This window comes from Bacillus sp. SLBN-46, from assembly GCF_031453555.1.
Classification (GTDB): domain Bacteria; phylum Bacillota; class Bacilli; order Bacillales; family Cytobacillaceae; genus Neobacillus.
The window spans coordinates 4,011,443-4,032,139 of record NZ_JAVIZM010000001.1; the positions used below are offsets into that span (position 1 = coordinate 4,011,443).

21 protein-coding genes are annotated in these 20,697 nt (G+C 38.3%); 3 read left to right on the forward strand and 18 right to left on the reverse strand.

All coding sequences use genetic code 11. The annotated features are described in order from the left end of the window. Positions 1 to 7: 7 nt before the first annotated feature. From QFZ87_RS20425 to QFZ87_RS20470, 10 genes are all read right to left on the reverse strand, one after another. The gene (locus QFZ87_RS20425; protein WP_309865589.1) at positions 8 to 1,192 is read right to left on the reverse strand and encodes an MFS transporter; all 1,185 of its coding nucleotides are present in this window, start codon (positions 1,190 to 1,192) and stop codon (positions 8 to 10) included. Between the two features lie 144 nt (positions 1,193 to 1,336). Beyond that, entirely contained in the window at positions 1,337 to 2,815 is a 1,479-nt protein-coding gene (locus tag QFZ87_RS20430) for a CehA/McbA family metallohydrolase (RefSeq protein WP_309865592.1), read from the reverse strand. Between the two features lie 15 nt (positions 2,816 to 2,830). Beyond that, positions 2,831 to 4,132: an ABC transporter substrate-binding protein gene (locus QFZ87_RS20435; RefSeq protein WP_309865595.1), complete on the reverse strand. Its 1,302-nt coding sequence runs from the start codon at positions 4,130 to 4,132 to the stop codon at positions 2,831 to 2,833. Positions 4,133 to 4,147: 15 nt separating this feature from the next. After that, positions 4,148 to 4,978, reverse strand: a complete 831-nt coding sequence (locus tag QFZ87_RS20440; RefSeq protein ID WP_309865598.1) for a carbohydrate ABC transporter permease — start codon at positions 4,976 to 4,978, stop codon at positions 4,148 to 4,150. Positions 4,979 to 4,997: 19 nt separating this feature from the next. Next, positions 4,998 to 5,852 (reverse strand): carbohydrate ABC transporter permease, encoded by an 855-nt coding sequence (locus QFZ87_RS20445; RefSeq protein ID WP_396133980.1) that lies wholly within the window; start codon positions 5,850 to 5,852, stop codon positions 4,998 to 5,000. A 276-nt stretch (positions 5,853 to 6,128) separates the two neighbouring features. Then, positions 6,129 to 6,899: a nucleotidyltransferase domain-containing protein gene (locus QFZ87_RS20450; RefSeq protein ID WP_309865600.1), complete on the reverse strand. Its 771-nt coding sequence runs from the start codon at positions 6,897 to 6,899 to the stop codon at positions 6,129 to 6,131. Between the two features lies 1 nt (position 6,900). Continuing rightward, positions 6,901 to 7,767 carry an aminodeoxychorismate lyase gene (pabC, locus tag QFZ87_RS20455; RefSeq protein WP_309865603.1) on the reverse strand — a complete coding sequence of 289 codons (867 nt, stop codon included), beginning with the start codon at positions 7,765 to 7,767 and terminating at the stop codon, positions 6,901 to 6,903. A 1-nt stretch (position 7,768) separates the two neighbouring features. Beyond that, entirely contained in the window at positions 7,769 to 8,362 is a 594-nt protein-coding gene (pabA, locus tag QFZ87_RS20460; protein ID WP_309865606.1) for an aminodeoxychorismate/anthranilate synthase component II, read from the reverse strand. A gap of 6 nt (positions 8,363 to 8,368) precedes the next feature. Then, a complete protein-coding gene (gene pabB, locus QFZ87_RS20465) occupies positions 8,369 to 9,760 on the reverse strand; it encodes an aminodeoxychorismate synthase, component I (RefSeq protein WP_309865610.1) in 1,392 nt (463 codons plus the stop codon). 166 nt (positions 9,761 to 9,926) lie between these two features. After that, entirely contained in the window at positions 9,927 to 10,121 is a 195-nt protein-coding gene (locus QFZ87_RS20470; RefSeq protein WP_309865612.1) for an IDEAL domain-containing protein, read from the reverse strand. A gap of 208 nt (positions 10,122 to 10,329) precedes the next feature. On the opposite strand from QFZ87_RS20470, the gene QFZ87_RS20475 reads away from it, so the two are divergent. Continuing rightward, entirely contained in the window at positions 10,330 to 11,178 is an 849-nt protein-coding gene (locus tag QFZ87_RS20475) for an alpha/beta fold hydrolase (protein ID WP_309865614.1), read from the forward strand. 46 nt (positions 11,179 to 11,224) lie between these two features. On the opposite strand, the gene QFZ87_RS20480 is transcribed toward QFZ87_RS20475, so the two are convergent. Next, a complete protein-coding gene (locus tag QFZ87_RS20480) occupies positions 11,225 to 11,824 on the reverse strand; it encodes a response regulator (RefSeq protein ID WP_309865617.1) in 600 nt (199 codons plus the stop codon). Next, positions 11,821 to 12,960 (reverse strand): sensor histidine kinase, encoded by a 1,140-nt coding sequence (locus QFZ87_RS20485; RefSeq protein ID WP_309865620.1) that lies wholly within the window; start codon positions 12,958 to 12,960, stop codon positions 11,821 to 11,823. The genes QFZ87_RS20480 and QFZ87_RS20485 overlap by 4 nt, the downstream gene beginning before the upstream one ends. A 208-nt stretch (positions 12,961 to 13,168) precedes the next feature. On the opposite strand from QFZ87_RS20485, the gene QFZ87_RS20490 reads away from it, so the two are divergent. Then, positions 13,169 to 13,948 carry an alpha/beta fold hydrolase gene (locus tag QFZ87_RS20490; RefSeq protein WP_309865623.1) on the forward strand — a complete coding sequence of 260 codons (780 nt, stop codon included), beginning with the start codon at positions 13,169 to 13,171 and terminating at the stop codon, positions 13,946 to 13,948. A gap of 82 nt (positions 13,949 to 14,030) precedes the next feature. On the opposite strand, the gene QFZ87_RS20495 is transcribed toward QFZ87_RS20490, so the two are convergent. From QFZ87_RS20495 to QFZ87_RS20520, 6 genes are all read right to left on the reverse strand, one after another. Beyond that, positions 14,031 to 15,098, reverse strand: a complete 1,068-nt coding sequence (locus QFZ87_RS20495; protein WP_309865626.1) for an alpha/beta fold hydrolase — start codon at positions 15,096 to 15,098, stop codon at positions 14,031 to 14,033. A gap of 19 nt (positions 15,099 to 15,117) precedes the next feature. Beyond that, positions 15,118 to 15,684, reverse strand: coding sequence for a polyhydroxyalkanoate biosynthesis repressor PhaR (locus tag QFZ87_RS20500; protein WP_309865630.1), 567 nt, complete (start codon positions 15,682 to 15,684; stop codon positions 15,118 to 15,120). 13 nt (positions 15,685 to 15,697) lie between these two features. Further along, positions 15,698 to 16,315, reverse strand: a complete 618-nt coding sequence (locus QFZ87_RS20505) for a hypothetical protein (RefSeq protein WP_309865633.1) — start codon at positions 16,313 to 16,315, stop codon at positions 15,698 to 15,700. Beyond that, positions 16,308 to 16,778, reverse strand: coding sequence for a hypothetical protein (locus tag QFZ87_RS20510; RefSeq protein WP_309865635.1), 471 nt, complete (start codon positions 16,776 to 16,778; stop codon positions 16,308 to 16,310). The genes QFZ87_RS20505 and QFZ87_RS20510 overlap by 8 nt, the downstream gene beginning before the upstream one ends. A 135-nt stretch (positions 16,779 to 16,913) precedes the next feature. Further along, positions 16,914 to 17,693 (reverse strand): SDR family oxidoreductase, encoded by a 780-nt coding sequence (locus QFZ87_RS20515; RefSeq protein ID WP_309865638.1) that lies wholly within the window; start codon positions 17,691 to 17,693, stop codon positions 16,914 to 16,916. 17 nt (positions 17,694 to 17,710) lie between these two features. Next, the gene (locus QFZ87_RS20520; RefSeq protein ID WP_309865641.1) at positions 17,711 to 19,345 is read right to left on the reverse strand and encodes a long-chain-fatty-acid--CoA ligase; all 1,635 of its coding nucleotides are present in this window, start codon (positions 19,343 to 19,345) and stop codon (positions 17,711 to 17,713) included. A gap of 495 nt (positions 19,346 to 19,840) precedes the next feature. Between QFZ87_RS20520 and QFZ87_RS20525 the strand changes: the two genes are divergently transcribed. Further along, entirely contained in the window at positions 19,841 to 20,620 is a 780-nt protein-coding gene (locus QFZ87_RS20525; protein ID WP_309865644.1) for an alpha/beta fold hydrolase, read from the forward strand. The last annotated feature ends 77 nt before the right edge of the window (positions 20,621 to 20,697 follow it).

Consider the following 20,697-nt stretch of genomic DNA (forward strand, 5'->3'; position numbering starts at 1 on the left):
GACCTACTTAGACCATATCTGGTACATTCACTTTCTTTAATCCTTTTAAGGTGAAACAACTGGCAAAGATGATGAGTGAAAATAGAAGAAATATATGGCTTACACCAATTTTGGAGATTAATATACCTGTTGTTAAGGCAGATGTAATTTTTACAATAGAAGCTAGGATGGTTCTTAAACCGACAACTCTTCCAATATACTCTTTGGTTGAATTTAGTTGAATGAGGGTTTGGGTGACAATTAAGTGAGACATCGTAAATAATCCAAGGACAAAAACTAAAATAGATGCTGTTGTCTTGAAACTATTAAAATGTAACAAGACAGCTGTTAACGCCATTCCCACCATTGTAAAAACAATCGACCATTGTTTATACATTTTTAAAAAGTATGTGACGACGATTCCAGCGAGTATTCCCCCTACAGCAAAAGAAATATCAAAGACCGAGTATAGTCCGCTGCCTCCTTTAAACACCTTCGCTAACGGTAATAGGATAGTGGTGGTCATTTGAATGCTTATGCTATTCAAAATAGATAAAAATAGGAGATATCTCATTCCGTCTCGATTTTTGATAAATTCCCATCCAGAAAGAAGCTCTGAAAAATATTGTATTTTGTTTTGTTTCTTTTGTTTTGCGTTGATCTGTTTAACTAAATAATAGAGAATGGCAGCTAGCAGGAAGGTCAGCGAGTTAATAAAAAAACTTAGGGATAAGGACAATTTAATCAGTAACACGCCAGAAACCGCAGAACCTACAATTAAGGCACCGTCATTGAGTGAAGAAGATTTGGAGATTACAAAGGGAATATCTTTATCTATAAATGATTCTTTTATGAAAGACTGCTCAGCTGGTTTATAGATGGTGTAACAGACAGCTAATAGGAACTGTAAAAAGTAGATGAAAAGTGTTGATTCGAAATGTGAAAATATCAGAATAGACATGGTCAGAACGATAATGAATCGAAAGATATCTGTCAACACTACAATCCTTTTTGACTGATGGTGATCCACATATACGGAAACAAATGGTGTTAACAAAATACTTGGTAGATAATAAATGGCTATCATAACGCCAATCGAAAGGGCTTCACCTGTTAAATGGTAAATGTACCACATAATCGCAATTTGCTGTACTCCGTCTCCGAAATTACTAATCATCGAACCTAGTAAATATGGTAATTTATTATTTGTCATTTGTATTCCCCCTTTTTCTACCTCCCTTATTGTAAATTCAATTCTTAATAAGTAAAATTACAAATATTTTATTACTTAACATAAAGAAAACTTATTAAAATAAAAAGCAGTTATCTACATTGATAACCGCTTTTAAATCATTTCTTACTCACCAAAATCAACCATATCTAACAAGTCTCCCCATGTAGTTAGGGAAGGTGTTTTTTCGCCAGAAAATATGGGGTTAACGAAACTGAGTAATTCTCCGTCTTCTGAGCGAATTTCAAAGCGAATCCAGCTTACCTCTGCCTTCTTGAAAATAAATTGGTTTTGAATAATTTTCCCCTCAACCATTGGGATGTCTTTTACTATTTGACCGTCTTTAATCCAATGTAGGGTGGCATTCGATGGCGTTCTCATAGGCATAATCTCGTACCATACCTCGATCTCGTCCTTCTCATCAAAACAATCGGATAAATTACTGCCCGGCAAATAGGACTCTCCATCTACGAAAATATTAATAATAAATTCAGGGCCTCTTGATACATATGCTCTGCCCCTTTTTACTCCATTTAATAGAGACCTAGCTGTCAGGCCTTCACAATAAACAAATGTTGCAGGGTCACCAATGACAGATGGAGGTCCTCCTTCCTCATACGACTCAGTAGGCAGTAAATGTGAATCGGATCCGCCAATTCCATACATCCGATACCCATCATTCCACAACGTATTCCATAAAATAAGTGCCTGTTCTGTCGCTTCCGGGTTATCCTTGTAGGTTGGATCATTCCAAATTTCAATCACATCAATATCAGCTAACAGAGTCTGACGATACTGCCACTCCCAGGGCTGAAGCATAGGGTGATTAATGCTGACAATTGCATCGGCGGTTTTTACCTCACGAATAATTCGGTTCATGCCGTCTTCTGTCTCCAACCCACCATCCTCACAAGACGGACGCCAATCAATCCATTGGGTTAGACCCAGTGCATTGAAGTGCCCTTTTGAAGAGGTAATTTCCACCCCAGGAATCACCATTATTTCATCTTCTAGCCACTTTGTTGGAAGTATATTATGGTCTGTAGCTACAAAGAAATCCAGATTCATTTTTCTGGCCTGTGCCATTCCATAAAAAGGTGTCATCTTACCATCTGATTCCGTTGTATGTGTATGAAAATCCCCTTTATACCATCGTGTCTCAGAATTAAACACTTGATCTTTTTGATAATCGTTTAAAAGAAAGCCCTTTGCCATTCCGTCCTTTGACCATGTGGTACCTTCCACCCTATTTACATTTTTCCGCCCAAAACCACCCATATATTCAATCGTATAATGACGATTATCAGTTGTAGGATTACTCAAAATTTCTATCGACCAGGTTCCTGACGCTAGTTTTCCAGTAACCGCACCAAAGCTTGTTTCCTTCGAAAAGGTAGAAATCATAATCGTCTTGGGCTCATTAATGGCAAGGGATTGAGCCCTTAGATTTTGATCAGGATCCCATATTAAAATCGAGTACCATCCTTTAACCGAAAAAGAGATGGTTAATTCAATCCAGTTAAATTCAGTATCTACATCAAACGGTAAAGAGAAAGACGGTGCCTGTAACACACCGTCAATCTTTGTTGAGTACGAAGCAGTCAACGTCCATCCTCCTCTTTATTTTTTCACTACTTTATCTAGTGCTCTTTGTGCTTCTTTTTGGGCATCCTTCAATGCTTTTTCAGCAGAAACCCCTTCAATTTCTACTTTATCTGCAGCTTTTACTAGTGCATCGTAAATTTTTCCACCAGTTGGATCGACAAATGGTGGTGTAGCGATTTGTGCCTGCTGTAAAGGCACATTGATTTGAGGATTTTTCTCAGCAAACTCCTTGTATGCTGGAACATCTTGTGCCGATTTTCTAACTGGAATATAACCAGAATTAATTGACCAATCAGCTGTGTTTTCAGCATTTGTAAAGAACGTTAGCCATTTAAATGCAGCTTTCTTTTCTTTCTCAGATGCTAGAACAGGAATCGCACCCATCTGTGCCCCTGCATGTGGAGCCGCTTCATGACCTTCCCAACTAGGCTGTGGATATGCCGCTAGGATAGAGAAATCTAAATCTCCCTGGTCTCCACTTGAACCCGTGTAACCTGCCGCACGACCCTGCATAGCATCATCAATCGTCTTATACCAATATTCCCAGCCCTGACCATCGTGATGAATCGTCATCGTCTTATCCTCATGGATTCCTTTTTTGAAAAATTCCCATGCTTTTACCCATTCTGGAGAATCAATTAACACTTTTTTTCCGTCTTCACTTAAATACTTCGCACCATTACTTAATGCTGCATCAATCATGTTATCCGGTCCCCACATCGGAGCCCAACCATAGACCTCTGTCTTATCTCCACTTTTCTTTGTTAATTGTTTCGTTGCTTCTGCAAAGGATTCCCATGTTTTTAATTGTTCAGGAGCAATGCCAGCTTTCTCAAACATATCCTTACGATAATAAAGAACTTGTGTGGTTCCATAAAGCGGAAGTGCATACTGTTCTCCATTAATGTTTCCCTGCTGATAAAAAGCATCAATAAAATCTTCTGGATGGAAGTCAGCATCCTCTTTTATGTATTTTGTCAGAGGCGCTAGTGTCCCTTTTTTCGCAAACGCATTCATTGGATCGTTTTTCAAAAGAACGGCAGCTGGAACCTTTTTGGCTGCAATAGCGGCTTGTAGCTTTTGTAAGGTTTCATCATATGATCCTTGTGCTACACCCTTAACCTTTACTTCGTTTTGGCTGGCATTAAATTCTTTGATTCTTTTTTCAACATTCTCACCAAGTTTTCCACCTAAACCATACCAAAACTCAATTTCTACTGGTCCATTTGCAGATGACTTCTCTGAAGAACAGCCGGAAATCATCGAGACTAGTAATAAGACAATCAAACTAAATATACCTATCTTTCTTGTAAACATCTTTTTCTCCCCTTTTTATCCTTTTAACCCCTGGTCACTAATGCCAGAGATAATCCACTTTTGAACAAATATGAATAAAATTAATAATGGTAAAACAGCAAACGCACTTGCAGCCATGATGAGTGGCCATTGGATTCCATAGGCACCTTCTTGAATAAAGAATTGCCTTAGACCAGTAGTGATTAACATTTTACTTTCACTTGTGGTAATTAATGTGGGCCAAAGATAATTATTATAGTTTTGGACAAAGCTAATTAACGCAAAAGTAATGAAGGTGGCTTTTGTCGTTGGAAAAATAATCCTCCAAATGATGGTCCAGTGTGTTGCACCATCTACCCTTGCCGCCTCAATTAATTCTTTCGGCACCTGAAGGAATGCCTGCCTAAACAGAAAGATCCCAAAGACACTGCAGGCATTTGATAAAATGAGCCCTTTATACGTATCTAGTAAATGAAAATCGGCTAAGATGACGTAGCTTGGTACATATGTAGCCGCTACCGGCAGCATATAGGTGATCAAAATAATGGAAAACAAAAGATTTCTTCCTTTAAAACGCAATTGTGTAAAAGCATAGGCAATCAGTGCGGAGTTAACGATCTGAATAACGACAATGGCCGATGCGGTAAAGACACTATTAAAGATATATTGGTCAAATGGCGCCATGGACCATGCTTCAGTAAAATGATTCCACATTGGTTTTTCCGGCCACAAGGTGGGTGGAAACTGCCAAATTTCATCCTTCGTTTTAAGCGCACTTACCACCATCCATAAGAAAGGAAATACCATCATGATGCTAATGAAGATCAAAACTACGTGCCTTGCTAGTAAAATAGGTACTTTTTTCAACTCACCAGCCTCCTTTCTTTTATTGGTAATGCACCCATCGTTTGGATAATAGAAACTGTAGGAATGAAAATACAGCAGTTATCAATACCAGTAGGATGGCCGTTGCGGTTGCCTTACCCATGTTAAATTCTTCAAACGCGGTTTGGTAATAGAAATAAAGCATGGTTCGCGTGCTACCTGCTGGACCACCCTGAGTTAGCACTTGAATTTGGTCATAGGCCTGGAGGGCATCAATAGAAGTAATCACTACCAAGAACAATGTCGTTGGTGAAATGATTGGAACCGTAATATGTACAAATTGACGCCATTTGCTTGCCCCGTCCAAAGAAGCTGCTTCGTAAAGGCTTACAGGAACCTTTTTCAACGCATTTAAGTAAAATATCATCGACCAACCTACACCCTTCCAAATGCTCACGATGATAACTGCTGGCATAGCCCAAGTAGTACTAGAGGTCCATTCAAGACCAGGAAGGTGAATCAGGTTCAGTACCCAATTGGCGAATCCTACTTTCGGTTCATAAATCCATGACCAAACAATGGAAATGGCGACAGTTGGAGTAACCCACGGTGAAAATATTAATGTCCGATAAATTCCCATCCCCTTACCATTGCCACTTACTAACAAAGCTAGCAACAAGCCTCCTGCTACACAGGGAATGACAACGCCCATTGAAAACACAAATGTATTTAGTAGGACCGAGTAAAATGTAGGGTCTGTTAATAAATCCGTATAATTGCTAAAACCCACAAATTGGTATTCAGGGCTGACATAGTCCCAATCTGTAAAACTAATAAATAAGGACCTTCCCATAGGATAAATCCAGAAGATTAGAAGTGGAACAATAGCTGGTAGAATAAACAACAAGGGAGCTATGGAGAGGTTTTTTTTCCTTTTCTTTTTTGCTATGAAACTCTTGCTTTGATTTAGTTTTGCTACTGGTGTACTCACACAATCACCCCTTTCTTCAATTTATGAATTCATTATCAATTTATATATTCAATTTTTGAATACATTTTTTATCTTACCAGTGGTTTCCTTATATGTAAACAGGAATTGTGAAAAAATTGTCACATTTTTTGTTTTTTTGTCCCGGGAAATACTTTTCGGCACAAAAAAACCGCTTGGATTCCAAGCGGAAAATGACTGAATTTATAACCACACTTCCTCGAGAACCTCTCTAAATAATTCATCGAGTAATGGGGTAAAATTCTCCTTTCTTATCTTTAAAGACTTCGTGTATTCCTCTAGTCGTATCAATTCATTTTCTAGAAATTCGTTTATTGCAGGTACCTTTGGCTCGAGTTTCAGCTCATCCCCTCTTATTTTCCTTTCTAGCAAGGTTAGAATCTCTTGTTTAAGCTCACCCTCTCCAAGTAAATCCATGACCAAATCTTGAAACAGAATTGGGGGAACAGTATTATATTTTTCAATCCACATACAGGCCAAAATGGGCCGAAGGACATAAAAGTATTTCTTTATTTTTACTTGCTCACCTTGAAGATAGTCACGATAGTTGCCCTTCGCCATGTTTAGATAATGATAAAGCGCCGAATGGGGCTGGAATACCTTCTCTTGAATCGCCTTCATTTTGTCTACGAGGGAAAACGCTTGATAATAGACTATTCCAGAATGAAGCCACTCCATTAACGGTGGATTTGATTTTCTAAAAAGCTGGAGGGCTTTCCGCAATTCCCAGCCGTTCATATCGAGAAGGTCATTTATTGGCAGCTCAATCACATCCCGTTTTGGATCAATGCTCAAATACCACTCTTTTCTATGAACATAGATAAAACGGACATCATAATCACTATCCTTTGATGGAAATCCCCAGGCCCTGCTGCCTGACTCTACTACGAAGCAAATTTTTATATCGTGCTGTTCTTCCAGTCTTTTTATTTCTTCAAGTATTCGCTCTTTCAAACTACTCCCTCCCTATCGAGTGTCTGGACCAAAGACTAGTGGAATAATGTCGATAATCCTTATGGAGCTGTTGGACCCGTTGGCCCTTTTTACCTGGTAAATTTTGTCCTTCAAAATGAGATATTGGGACAATTTCTTGAATGGAATTAGTGACAAACATTTCATCTGCCTCAAGTGCTTGCTCTATTGAGTAGAATCCTTCTTTCACCTGCAAATTATTTTTTCTACCTAGGTGAATCGCAAACTGTCGGGTAATTCCATTCAAAATACCGGTGTGTACAGCAGGCGTATATAAGACATTTCCTTTTATCCAAAAAAGATTGGATACCACTCCTTCTGCTAAGAATCCTTGCTCATTTAGGAAAATCCCTTCTACGTCTGGAAAATCTCCTATTTCTCTTTTTGCCAATACATTATTTAAATAATGATGGGACTTTAAACGTTGATTCCCTTCAGGGCTGTTCCGCTTTACCTTCAACAGTACTGCCTTTTTTTCAATTAATTCCCCTGCTGGTGGTAATGGCTTAGGAAAAATAATCAAATTCGGCTGGAGGTAAGGTTCTACCTGTAATCCCACTTCGCCTAATCCGGCAGAAACATTTAAGCGAATGTAAGCATTTGTCAGCTGGTTTTTTTCTAATAATTCCTGCAAAATATTTTTGATTTCTTTCCTTGTATATTGCTGCTGTATCGACAGTTCTGCTAATCCCTGATTAAGCCGCTCCATGTGGTCATCTAATAAAAATGGATGTCCGTCATACACCCGGAATGTTTCAAATAAACCTATACCATATAAGAATCCATGATCAAACGGGGAAATTCGCGCGTCTTCTTTACTTATAAATTGACCGTTTAAGTAAATCAACATGTTAAATTCCTTTTAGGATTGCAGCGTGTTTATAATAATTAACGAAGTTCTGCAACAACTCTTTCCCGCAGGTCGTCATAATGGATTCTGGATGAAACTGTACTCCCTCGATTGGAAGGTCCTTATGACGAATCGCCATGATTTCCCCTTCTTTCGTCCAAGAGGATATCTCAAAGCAATCCGGCAACGTTTCTCTTTTTACAATTAACGAATGATAGCGTGTGGCTGGAAAGGGGTTAGGAAGCCCTTGAAAAATTGTTTTTCCATCATGGTACATCTCTGAGGTTTTTCCGTGCATAAGTCTCTCTGCCTGGACTACTTGTCCACCAAAAGCTTGAGCAATGGCTTGTTGACCGAGACACACACCAAAAATCGGAATTTTTCCAGCAAAAAATTTGATTGCATCTAAACTAATTCCCGCCTCATTAGGACTGCATGGTCCAGGAGAAACCATTAAGAATTCAGGGCTTAGATTTTCGATCTCCTCAATTGTTGTTTGGTTGTTACGTTTGACGATCAATTCTTCTCCAAGCTCACCTAGGTATTGTACTAAGTTAAAGGTAAAGGAATCATAATTATCAATCATAAAAATCATCGCATTTTACTCCTCTACCATTTCTTTTGCTTTCCATAATGCTGCCGCTTTTTTCATAGATTCTTTGTATTCATGTTTAGGATTCGAATCGATGACAATACCAGCACCTGCTTGGACATGTGCCATGCCATCCTTTACAAGCATGGTTCGGATGATAATATTTAATTCTAAGTCACCTTTAAAATCAATCCAGCCAAGTGATCCCGTATACACTCCCCGTTGAACCGGCTCCAGCTCTTCGATAATTTCCATCGTTCGAACTTTCGGGGCACCTGTTATCGTTCCACCAGGGAATACGGCATCAATAATATCAAAGCAAGATTTCTCTTCTGCTAATTCCCCTCTAACATTGGAAACGATGTGCATCACATGAGAGTATTTTTCAATCGTCATGAATTCATTGACCTCAACCGTTCCGTACTTACACACTCTACCAAGATCATTTCGTTCTAGATCCACGAGCATGACATGTTCTGCACGTTCCTTTTCATTTTCAATTAATTCATTAGCGAGGGCGAGATCTTCTTCGTGGTCCTTCCCTCTTGAACGCGTCCCTGCAATCGGCCTTGTACTAACTTCTGTTCCATCCTTTTTCACAAGAAGCTCTGGTGATCCACTTACCAGTTGAAATTCTGGAGTATGTAGATACCCCATATATGGAGATGGATTCAAGGCTCTTAATTTTTCATAAACCTCAATCGCCTGTACCCCGATAGGTTTTGATTGACGGACCGCTAGATTTACCTGGAATACATCACCTTGTGAAATATAATGTTGAACTTTCCTTACAGCCTGTTGGAACTCCTCTTCTGTCATCGAAACCTGCAATTGATTCTGATCGTTTAGACTTGTATTAACAGGTGGAATGGAAGGCATTTCTTCAAGCCACCGTTTTTCCCAATCTCCTAATTGCTGGTCTATTCCTTCATCACCTTCCGCCAAAATGAAGATCCAAAGAAGCTCCTCTTCATGATCAAACACAAACCATTCCTTTACAATAAAAAAGTAGATTTCCGGAATGCCAATGTCGTCTTTTGCTAGGTTAGGAAGTTTTTCTATGTAACGAGCATAATCGTAGCTTATGTACCCAATCGCTCCACCAAGGAAGCTCGGAAGGCCTTCCATTTTATCAACATGAAAACGGCTCATCCATTCCTTGAGTAGGTGAAGTGGATTCCCTTCCAACTTTTGAGTACCGCTTTCATTTTGGATTTCCAACTTATGATTTTTCCCTTTCATAATCGTTTCAGGTTGAAATGCAGCAATGCTGTATTTCCCGCCGCGCCCACTTTCTAATAGCACATGATGGGTCTGATTTGCCGCTATTGAACGGTATTGTCTAAAAAAACTAGAATAGGTATAAGGAATTTTTTTACTATATAAATGAAGTTTCTTCAATCCATTCACTCCTAATCTTTACTCTTTTTTCATCATACTTGAAAAGGGTGTCAGGCACCACATAAAGTGTGGTGCCTGACACCCTAAATGCTACTAATACGGACAAGAAGCCCTATCCATTTCGGATAGGGCTTCCTTTAAGTGAGTACGTTCATTAGTAAATGTCCTAAGAAATTTTCTTTAATTCTTCAGTTAGTTTCAAGAATAGGTCCTTGTTTCCGTCTTGTAATGTTTGGTCGATTTCCTTTCGGATTTTCTCCTTCTTGAATTCAAGCAGGACATTGTTTAGAAACATCTCAGCAACTACAGCATCTGCGTTCTCATCCGAATGTTGTGGTGAATTTAATAATTTCTTTTCCATGGAAATCAACTCCTTGAGCTTTTTTTCATTATACAAGGAGTTTTCTAAAAATTCAAACACTTTATTTTAAAAATTGTAAAAAAAATTTATTTTGGATAGAGCTTTCAAATTTCATTTTGATTTTATCTCTAATTTTTGGTGTGAAGGGTAAATATTTAGGGAACATTAACTTCAACTATCATTTTGAGGGAACAGGAGGAAAATATGTATGGAACAAGCTGCATTAACTGGCTATCAACCAGTAAATAATATTGAAGTTTATTATGAGTTTTATCCGAATCCAAAATCAGATAAGACATTTGTTTTATTGCATGGTTTTCTTTCTTCCACCTTTACCTTTCGCCATCTCATAACACTATTGAAAAAGGAATATCAAGTGTTATCGATTGATCTTCCCCCCTTCGGAAAAAGTGCAAAATGCAATCGATATGTATATTCTTATAAAAACCTTGCCCAAACCGTTATTAAACTAACTGAGTCATTAGGTTTAAAAAAAATGACCTTTATTGGCCATTCCATGGGTGGTCAAATTGTGTTGAATATTCTTCATATGATGCCTGAACTTGCCGATAAGGCGATTCTTCTTTGCAGTTCAGCTTATCTCAAACGCTCTAAATTACCATTAATCCTGACAAGCTACATTCCCTATTTCCACCTTTTTGTGAAGTACTGGTTTGCAAGAACTGGTGTGAGAAAGAACCTACAGGATGCTCTCTATAATCACTCCATCATAAATGATGAAATGATTAATGGCTACCTACAGCCCTTTTTACAAGATGAAATCTTCATTGCACTTACAAGGATGATTCGGGATCGTGAAGGAGATCTTCCACCTGAGGCTCTTAAACAAATAAAAACCCCCTGCTTATTACTTTGGGGGGATCATGACAATTCCATGCCACTTAAAGTTGGTGAAAAGCTAAACAAGGATTTAGAAAACTCTGAGCTAGTTGTATTAAAAGAAACAGGCCATGCCCTTCCAGAAGAACGCCCTTTTGAAGTATTCGAATATATCAAAAGTTTTCTAGAAAAATTTCAAACAGCAGCCGATTTTTAATAAAAAAAAGGTGTAATGAACCGGTGGCTGCACCGGTCATCACACCTTATTTAAACCAACCCTTTTCTTTCGATTGAGTAATCGCTTCGATCCGATTTTTCACTTCTAACTTATCTAAGATAATTGAAATGTAGTTGCGAACCGTTCCCGTTTTAATACTGAGTTCTTCTGCAATCTCTTTTGTATTCTTTCCATCAGCAACTAGCTCTAACACTTCTCTTTCTCGGTCCGTTAAAGGATTTTCCTCTCCATATACATCATCCATTAATTCTGGCGCATAAATTCGTCTTCCTGCCATCACACTGCGGATAGAGTTTGCCAGCTCCTCACTTGGACTATCTTTCAATAAATAACCGCTTACCCCTGCCTTCAATGCACGTTGGAAATAACCTGTTCGGGCAAAAGTGGTTAAAATAATTACTTTACAGCCAGAGCCTTTTAATTCTTCTGCTGCTTCCAGCCCACTCTTTCCAGGCATTTCAATGTCCATAATACAGACGTCCGGCTTTAATTTTTTTACAAGCGTGACAGCTTCTTCCCCATTTGAAGCCTTTCCGACTACTTCCATATCATCCTCTAAATTAAGCAGTGAACCAAATGCTCCTAATAACATTTGCTGATCTTCAGCGATAACAATATTAATCATTTCCGGTCCTCCTTCTCTATAGCTTGTTTCACATCATTCGGTACTCTGATAATTAATGTTGTACCTTCCTTTGTAACAAGCTCTAGGCTGCCATTAATAAATTCCAATCGTTCTTTCATGCCAATTAGACCATGTCCTTCAGCCAATTTTTCAGTGTCTCCTTTAAATCTACCGTCATCGCAGATTGTTAGAACCGTTTCTTTCGAGGATTGTTCGATGGAAATAATACAGTTTTTAGCCTCGCTGTGTTTGACCACATTGTTCACGGCCTCTTTCAAGCACATACTTAATATATTTTCGGTTAACAGGGAAACATTCGATAAAGTAAACTCACCTTCGATAATAAAATGGATTTGAGCAGCCTTAATGATTTGTTTTACTCGTTGAATCTCATCCTTTAGACGAATTCCCCGCATGGAAGAAACCATTTTCCTTACCTCACTTAATGCTGTTCTAGAGGTTTGCTGAACATCCTTTAATTCAGATTTCGCCTGTTCCGGATCTTTTGAAATTAGTTTCCTTGCCAAGTCCGTCTTCAAACCAATTAGTGACAACTTTTGTCCAAGGGTGTCATGAAGGTCCCGGGCAATGCGTTGACGCTCCTCCAACTTAACCAGTTCAGAAATCCTTTTGTTCGCATCTTCCAGTTTTTCCTCAAGCTGCCCCCTCTCCTTCCGATTGTAAATGCTAAAAGGGAGTAGAATGACACTGATCCAAATGATGATAACGAAGGGCAACTGCTGTAAAAATAGTTTCTCTTGCATGACAATGCTATAGTTGATCGATGCCGATGTACTGATCAAATGAATAAAATATAACGTGAGGAAGGCAACTCTGTCTTTAATATTGCCAATAAAATAGGCAAGAAAAAAGGCAAAGTAAACGTAGCTGAACAGGTTAGTCGCAGTAATAGAAATGGCAATTAGGATTAGTGTCCAAAGATAAACGGGCCACCCTTTTGAAATAAAGGCAATTCGGTAAAGGATAAAAAATATCAGAGTTAGTAAAATTCCTACAACGATTTCAATAGTGGATGGTGCTTGAAATATAAAATAAAAAGGTAATATGCCAAGAACTGTCCAAATATACGGAGCAATCCCATTATTTTTTTGAAATGTCATATACCTTTTAATCATACATCAGACCTCATTTTCACTAGTTCTTTTCATTTATTATAACTCAAAAGTATACAACTCAACAGCTCGTTTAATAAATGTATTTTACATATATATGTAATAATATAACCACTGCTTCTATATATTTAATTAGTCAGAATTTTATAAATGTTTACACCTAGCAAATCTTGGCAACATATGTTTATAAAAACATTAGGAGGAATCAAAATTGGGAGAAGTAAATAACCATTGTTCCAAAATTCCTTATTTGCGATTTGGTATGGGTGAGCCTTTAGTATTTATTCATGGACTTGGAGAGGTAAAGGAGGGATGGTCTAACCAATTTGAATTTGCCGATCAGTATGAGTTAATTATTCCAGATTTACGGGGACACGGTGAATATCAAGCACCAGGTGAGATAACCATTCCAAACTTTGCTCAAGATATTATCTCTTTGCTAAAAGAACTCGGAATTGAAAGCGCACACATATGTGGGTTATCGATGGGTGGCATGGTAGCTCAGGAAATATATCGTCAAGCCCCTGAGATGTGCCGCTCATTAATGCTTGTAAGTACTTTTCATTATGCTCCTAGACGCTTGGGAAAGTTATTTTTAAAGTTCCGTCAGGCTCGAGTTGAAAATAAATCTCCCGATGTCCTTAGAGAAACCGCCGCAAAGGTCTGCCTCTATTCGTGGACAAAAGAAAACTTTGATTCCTTTTTTCAATTTTATCAGCCTAACAAAGAATTTTACTTCAAATCGATGGAAGCATGCCTTCTTGTGAACAATTTAAGCCTGCTGCCAACCATCAAGGTTCCAACCTTAATTATTGGCGGACAGTATGATTCGGTCATCCCCGTGTGGGTCCAATTATTCATGCATAAACAAATTCCTCATTCAGAGTTTGTCATTTTCAGAAATACGGGTCATATTGCCAAACTTGAGGCGAAGGATGAATTTAATCAAGTGCTACGTAACTTTTTAATTAAACATAAAAAGGCAAGCTAGTGGGAAGGAGAATTCCTTTCCCACTCCCGTTGCCTATACATAGTTTATATGTTCTTGTACCTAATTTTATGACTAACTCTTTTTACAAGGTATTTGATCTCTTAGAAGCCCATTGGTCCACAATCCCAGCAAACAAACCAGAAAGTGCAAGGCTAACATGTCCTGCCTCCACACTAATATAAGTCTTGTCTTCACTGGATACTAAATCCATAATCGGTTTACTTTGCTCTTCTAGAATTAAATTGTCCCTAGAACCTGACACCACGTATAAATTCGCCTTAATATTTTTTAGGTCAACCTTTTTATTTCCTAAAACTAATTCCCCTTTAACCAGTTTGTTCTCCTTAAAGAGATCATTGGCTAATTGTCTGTATGCTTCACCGGCAAATGGAACCTGATCAAGTGTCCATTTATTCATCCGACGCCATTTTTCAACATATCGGCTGTCGTATGCTCGACTTAAAAGCATCGTATAGTTAGTAAAATAAACAGGTGCCCCAATCGCTCGGAACATCCCCGTTACTAAATCAGGTGATACAAGCCCGTACACATCGATAAAGCGGTCGATATTGATGTCACCGTTTCGCATACCTTCAGCCCATTTTTCAGGACCAATAAATGGCTTGAAGTCAATTGGAACAGTAGCAACAATTAAATTTTTAATAGGTTCTTCTGCGATTGCTGCATAAATGGAGGCAATTGTTCCACCTAAGCAGTATCCAATAAGAGTGATTTCTTCCGCTTCGGAATGACGAATCGCCCGCTTAACTGCTGTTCTTAAGTACTTATCAATATAAGTATCGAGCCCCATTTTCTTATCTTCATATCCTGGTGTGCCCCAGTCTAAAAGATAAACTTCATACCCTTTGTTCGTTAAACCTTCTATCACACTTGCTTTTGGAGCAATATCTAAAATATATGGTTTGTTAAAAAGAGAATACACAAAAAACAAGGGTATTTCATATTTTCTCTGTTTGGCAGGGTAATGCCATAATACGGATTTATTTTTCCTCCATACTTCGTTTCTTGGAGTATGACCGACTTTGGGTTCAGGTTGACTAAATACCTTGAACAGATGCTCCCAGCGCTTCATTTCTTTATCAAAATCAAAAGTTGGGAGTACTTCTTTGAATGGTGCCTCAGTCCCCATTGTACTTCACTCCCTCCTATTAAATTGTCGTACCAGCACCTGTTAACACAGGCTCAGTTTTTTTGTCTTTTTCAATAAGGTTTTTAAGCGTTTCAAACTCTTCCTTAAAATGATTTAATTTCATCAACTCAAATTTCATTTCCTGAATTTCTTCATGTAAATCCTTTGTATCTGCCAGTTCTTTTTTCGTTTTTACCAGTTCTGTTTTTAGTTGTTTTGTAAGTTTAATAATCTCCTTGGAGACCTCAACGACACTTCCAATTTCCTTGCTTTGAGTTTTCATACTATCTTGTAAATCCCATATTTGCTCTTCTAGTGCTTCTATTTTTTCTTCCGTTTGTAACGTTAATGCAGCTACATTGGATACATCGTTTTTTGTTGGTAAATTTAATGCACCTGCCAACGCCTCTTGATTCTTTTTAAACGCTTCTAGGTACCGGGAATGAATTTCAGTGCCTAGATGAGACATTTTCACAAATTCCTTGTTATCTGTCCAAAGGTAGATAAAATCATTCATTTGCTTTTCCCAAGCTTGGCTGAACTTGTGTAGATATTCATATGGATCGTAAGGTTTTTGGCCTGACATGTTATTCACCTCATTATGATTTGCTATATTCTGTCATATTTTTCATATACTTTTGAAATGGTAACATCGTGCTTTTAACTTGCTTAGCGAATAGATTCACAAACATCTTTTGATTTTCATATAACACATTGGTTGTTTTCTTTACGCTATCAATATATTTTTCTCGCGCACTTTTTCTAAAAGCTACATATTGTTCGACTGTTTCCACATATTTGTCAAGTGCTTGCAATTGACCTGTGGTTATCGCTTGTGCAGGGGTTAATAATAGATGAGCGGTTTTATTTTGAATATCATCTACTACCCTATTAATTTCTTCATATGACTTAACTGGGAAAAAATACTGTAAAGTAGTGGTGGTTGCTAATAGCTCTTCACGGGCTGCTTTTTCCCAATCCTTCAGTTCCATACTAAATTGAGCTGCAATCGTGACAACATTCTCTTGATCTTTTTTTACCTTCTCCACATAGTTTCTTACAGACTCAAGGAAGCGCTCATCCCGCTTGTTAAAGCGATCCTTCCATGCATCCAATTCATCAAAACCAAGCCTCCAAAGCATATCTAAACTAGTTAAGTCCTTTTCCACCGCATCCTCAGATTTTTGATCCAACACTTGTTCATTTTTTTCAGTCATTGTCGATCTCCTCCAAATCAGATTCTTCCTTAAATAATTGCTTTAATTCTAGTAATTCTTTTTCTAAGTTGTTTATTTTACTGCTATGTAGATCTTTCATTTCATTTCTTAAAAAGGTTACCCATTCCTCCAACGAATGATGAATGGAGTTTAATAGGAGCTGATTCTTATGCTGGCTTTTGTTAAGGGTATACATTTGGTCATCAAGACCATCAATTTTCCCCTCATAATCAACGATTCTGACAGAAAGTGCCGTTAGTTCATCTTTATTCACCAGGCCTATATGATTTAGCCATTTAGTTGTTAACCTTCTGTGAATCTTTACCCTTTTCAGATGTGCCTCAAGCGCTCTGCCAGCTGCCAATGTAAAAGCTCGGTTATTGGTAGTGGCATGGATTCTTTTATTCATTTGTGCTTCTATTTTTTTATAATAAGCTTCCCTATCTCGTTGCATAGAATCCATATCATTCCCTCTAACTAACCGGTTGGTATGTTAAATAAAACATACAATTAACAAGTGTTCAAGTAGTTTCCTTTGAAATTCACAAAACTTTTAGAAATTTAGCGTACAGTTCGGCTTGTTTCCAAAGTAACGAGTTTATTGAACGCCTGCCGTCGTTCCACCATCTACAACTAACACATGACCAAATACATAGTCAGAAGCTTCAGAGGCTAAGAATAGAGCCGGCCCTTTCATATCGTCATCAGATCCAAAGCGTCCCGCAGGTGTTCGTTCAAGTATCTTTTCACCTGAATAGTCCAAAATCGCCTTTGCCATTTTGGTTGGGAAGAAACCTGGTGCAATTGCGTTAACATGAACATTATATGGAGCTAATTTTACTGCAAGGTCCTTGGTGAAGGTAATGACAGCCCCCTTACTTGCAGAATAACCAATCGCATCCATTACCAATGGATCCTGTCCACCCATTCCAGCAATAGAAGCTATATTAATAATTTTTCCCGAACGTTGTTCAACCATAATTTTTCCAACAGCCTGTGAAAATAAGAATACAGCTTTTAAGTTAATATCCATGACTTTATCCCATTTATCAGCAGGCATTTCTAATGCTGGCGCTCCCCAACTTGTCCCACTGTTATTCACTAGGATATCAATTCGACCAAACTCCTTTACTGTTTCATCGACTACATGCTGAATATCTTCAGGATTGGACACATCACATTTAAATGCTAGGGCACGAACACCCTTTTCTTTTAATGCCTCCGTAAACTGCTGGCAGGCATCGAGGTTCCTTGAACAAACTACCACGTTGGCACCAGCTTCTGCGTACGCTACGGCAATTTGCTGACCCAGGCCTCTTCCTCCGCCGGTTACAATTGCTGTTTTTCCTTTTAAACTAAACAATTCTTGAATATTCATCTTCTCCACCTCATTTATTAAGCTTTTACTTTTGCTTTCTCTTGATCTCTTAAGACTCTTCTTAGTAATTTACCAACAGTTGATTTTGGTAGTTCCGAAAGAATTTCTACTTCTTTTGGCGCCTTATATGGAGCAAGGTTTTCTCTGCCAAACTGTTTAATTTCTTCAGCTGAAATAATTGCACTCGCTTTCAATTTGACATATGCTTTTACGGTTTCCCCTCGGTACGGGTCAGGTACACCCACTACGAGTGCTTCTTCAATCTCCTCAAGCTGATAAAGCACTTCCTCAATTTCACGAGGATACACATTGTAACCGCTAGCAATAATCATGTCCTTTTTACGATCGAGGATATAAAAATATCCATCTTCATCCATTTTGGCAACATCACCAGTGAATAACCACCCCTCCTTGATCACTGCAGCTGTTTCTTCAGGAAGATTCCAATAACCTTTCATTACCTGTGGCCCCTGAATGATTAACTCCCCAGCTTCTCCAACAGGCGCATCGACAAATCCCTCATCTGTTTCTTGTACAATTCTAGCAATAGTACTTTGAACTGGAATACCAATACTTCCATATTTCCTTGGCACAAATGGTGGGCTAAAAATAACGGTTGGTGCTGCTTCAGAAAGCCCATATCCATCTAAGAGCTTGGCTCCAGTTCTGACTTCGAAGGTTTTTGCAGTTTCTACTGGGAGTGGGGCACCGCCACAGCTAATATAATAAAGTTCATTAAACCCATAATCTTCTAGGTCCGGTTGACTGTTCAGTGCTATGAACATCGTTGGAACACCAGACATTTGGAACGGTTTTTCCCGTTTTACGGTTTCCATTACTTCTCTCGGATCAAAGCGCGGCAGCAGAATTTGATTCGCACCCTCTCTGATTCCACAAAGTGCAACACTGGAAAGTCCGTAAACATGAAACATTGGTAAAACCGTAATCATTTTAAAATTCTCAGGCCTCTTAAGGCATGCCTTATAGGAGAAATCGCAAACTTGATTGAAGTTTGCTAGTAGGTTCGTATGAGTAAGCATGACTCCTTTGGAGAACCCTGTTGTTCCACCTGTGTATTGCAAAAGGGCAACATCTTCGTTCCGATTAATTTCAATTTGAGGAATGGTTCCCTCACAATCTAGGAAATCATCAAAATAGAAATCACCGTCAGCAAGTTCCAATTTAGTTCCGCCAAAACTAACGACAAGAACTTTTTTAATAGATGTTTGTGGTTGAGCTTTTTTTACTTTTGGATAAAGTGTATCGAGTACAACTATGTATTCTGAGCCGGAATCATGTAATACATGTTCTATTTCTCTCTCAACATACATTGGATTCACTTGAACAGCGATTCCACCTAGACGAAAAGTACCGAATAAGGTGAATATGTAATGCGGGGAATTAGGAAGCATAATAGCTAAACGGTCGCCTTTTTGAAAGCCGTCCTTATGGAGGGCTGCCGCCAGCCGATCGGTTAGTATTTTTGTTTCATGGTAACTCCACACTCTTCCTAAAAAGGTGAATGAAGGCTTGGTATTATAACGGTTTACTGCGTCATGTAAAAAATCGTAAAGTGATTCGTGGTCAATACTAACATGTTCATTAATTCTTGGGTCATAAATGTTCAGCCATGGCTTTTGCTGGTAAACCATAAAATCAGATGCCTCCTCAGGAATTTTCTTATCAATATCCCTACTAAATCTGGTGCATATCTTCGAACATAGTTGACTGATCTATTAATTAGAATATTAATATAATTATGATTATTGTAGTAAAATTTGATTTTGTAAACCTTTCCTTCTCGACATTTTTCCGCAATTGTCCTTTATCGATGAAACATTGGCTACTATACAATTGCTTCATCCCTGATAAATCCCTTTTCTTATAAACTTGGATTCACTTGGATAAAGAAAAAAATAGCGAAATGTGTCGTAAAATTTCTCGATTTATGCAAGACTTCGGATGGGAACCATTTCCTTCCAAATCACCCGATTGGTATTCTCCTATAAGACTACTAGGGTGTCAGGCACCACAAAAGTACATTTGTTTTTATATGACAGACATTTTATTCTGAATTTTATAAATTTTCACACTTTACAAATGATGGGAAAGGGATTTATTATAGTAGCAATAGGAGGGATTAAAAATTGGATCAAGTATTTACTAGTTTCTCTGGTATTCCTTACTTGCGCTTAGGTGTTGGTGAACCTTTAGTATTGATTCATGGGCTTGGTGAAGTAAAAGAAGGCTGGAACAATCAGTTTGAGTTTGCAGATCAGTACGAATTGATTATTCCTGACTTAAGAGGTCACGGTGAGCATACTACTAATAAAGATATATCTATCCCACACTTTGCCCGTGATATTATTTCCTTACTGAAAGAGCTTAGAATTGAAAACGCTCACATATGTGGTTTGTCTATGGGTGGCATGGTTGCTCAAGAGATATATCGTCTGGCCCCTCATATGTGCCGTTCCTTATTGCTTGTCAGCACATATCATTATATGCCAAAACGTCTCGCGAAACTGTTAATCACCTACCGTAAGGCTCGATCGCTCTCTACTCGCCCCAGCATGTCAAAAGATACCGCTGCTCGAATTTCTTTTAGCTCTTGGAACAACAAGACCTTCGAAGAATTTCATCAATTCTATAAACCCAACCATGATGTCTTTCTAAAATCCGTTCAGGCCTGTCTTCAAGTGAACAATCAAAAACTACTTCCGAAAATAAACATCCCAACACTCATCATTGGAGGACAGTACGATTCAGTAATCCCTGTTTGGATGCAGTTATTCATGCATAAAAAAATTCGCCATTCGGAGTTTATCATTTTTAAAAATACAGGACATATTGCCAAGTTAGAGTCAAAAGAGACCTTTAACAGAATCGTTCGCAACTTTTTGAAAAAACATAGAATAGTAAGTTAAGAGGGAGGAATTTTTTCCTCCTTTACTCTTGTTCTTTGCTGCCATAATCTCTCATATAATTTACCATTATCTAACAA

Coding starts and splice junctions, on each gene's coding strand:
- QFZ87_RS20515 (WP_309865638.1), bottom strand. CDS start 17,693: ATGAATATTCAAGAATTGTTTAGTTTAAAAGGAAAAACAGCAATTGTA.
- QFZ87_RS20480 (WP_309865617.1), bottom strand. CDS start 11,824: ATGATTAATATTGTTATCGCTGAAGATCAGCAAATGTTATTAGGAGCA.
- QFZ87_RS20470 (WP_309865612.1), bottom strand. CDS start 10,121: ATGGAAAAGAAATTATTAAATTCACCACAACATTCGGATGAGAACGCA.
- QFZ87_RS20435 (WP_309865595.1), bottom strand. CDS start 4,132: ATGTTTACAAGAAAGATAGGTATATTTAGTTTGATTGTCTTATTACTA.
- QFZ87_RS20485 (WP_309865620.1), bottom strand. CDS start 12,960: ATGATTAAAAGGTATATGACATTTCAAAAAAATAATGGGATTGCTCCG.
- QFZ87_RS20425 (WP_309865589.1), bottom strand. CDS start 1,192: ATGACAAATAATAAATTACCATATTTACTAGGTTCGATGATTAGTAAT.
- QFZ87_RS20505 (WP_309865633.1), bottom strand. CDS start 16,315: ATGACTGAAAAAAATGAACAAGTGTTGGATCAAAAATCTGAGGATGCG.
- QFZ87_RS20475 (WP_309865614.1), top strand. CDS start 10,330: ATGGAACAAGCTGCATTAACTGGCTATCAACCAGTAAATAATATTGAA.
- QFZ87_RS20510 (WP_309865635.1), bottom strand. CDS start 16,778: ATGGATTCTATGCAACGAGATAGGGAAGCTTATTATAAAAAAATAGAA.
- QFZ87_RS20520 (WP_309865641.1), bottom strand. CDS start 19,345: ATGGTTTACCAGCAAAAGCCATGGCTGAACATTTATGACCCAAGAATT.
- pabC (WP_309865603.1), bottom strand. CDS start 7,767: ATGTTGATTTACTTAAACGGTCAATTTATAAGTAAAGAAGACGCGCGA.
- QFZ87_RS20495 (WP_309865626.1), bottom strand. CDS start 15,098: ATGGGGACTGAGGCACCATTCAAAGAAGTACTCCCAACTTTTGATTTT.
- QFZ87_RS20500 (WP_309865630.1), bottom strand. CDS start 15,684: ATGTCAGGCCAAAAACCTTACGATCCATATGAATATCTACACAAGTTC.
- pabA (WP_309865606.1), bottom strand. CDS start 8,362: ATGATTTTTATGATTGATAATTATGATTCCTTTACCTTTAACTTAGTA.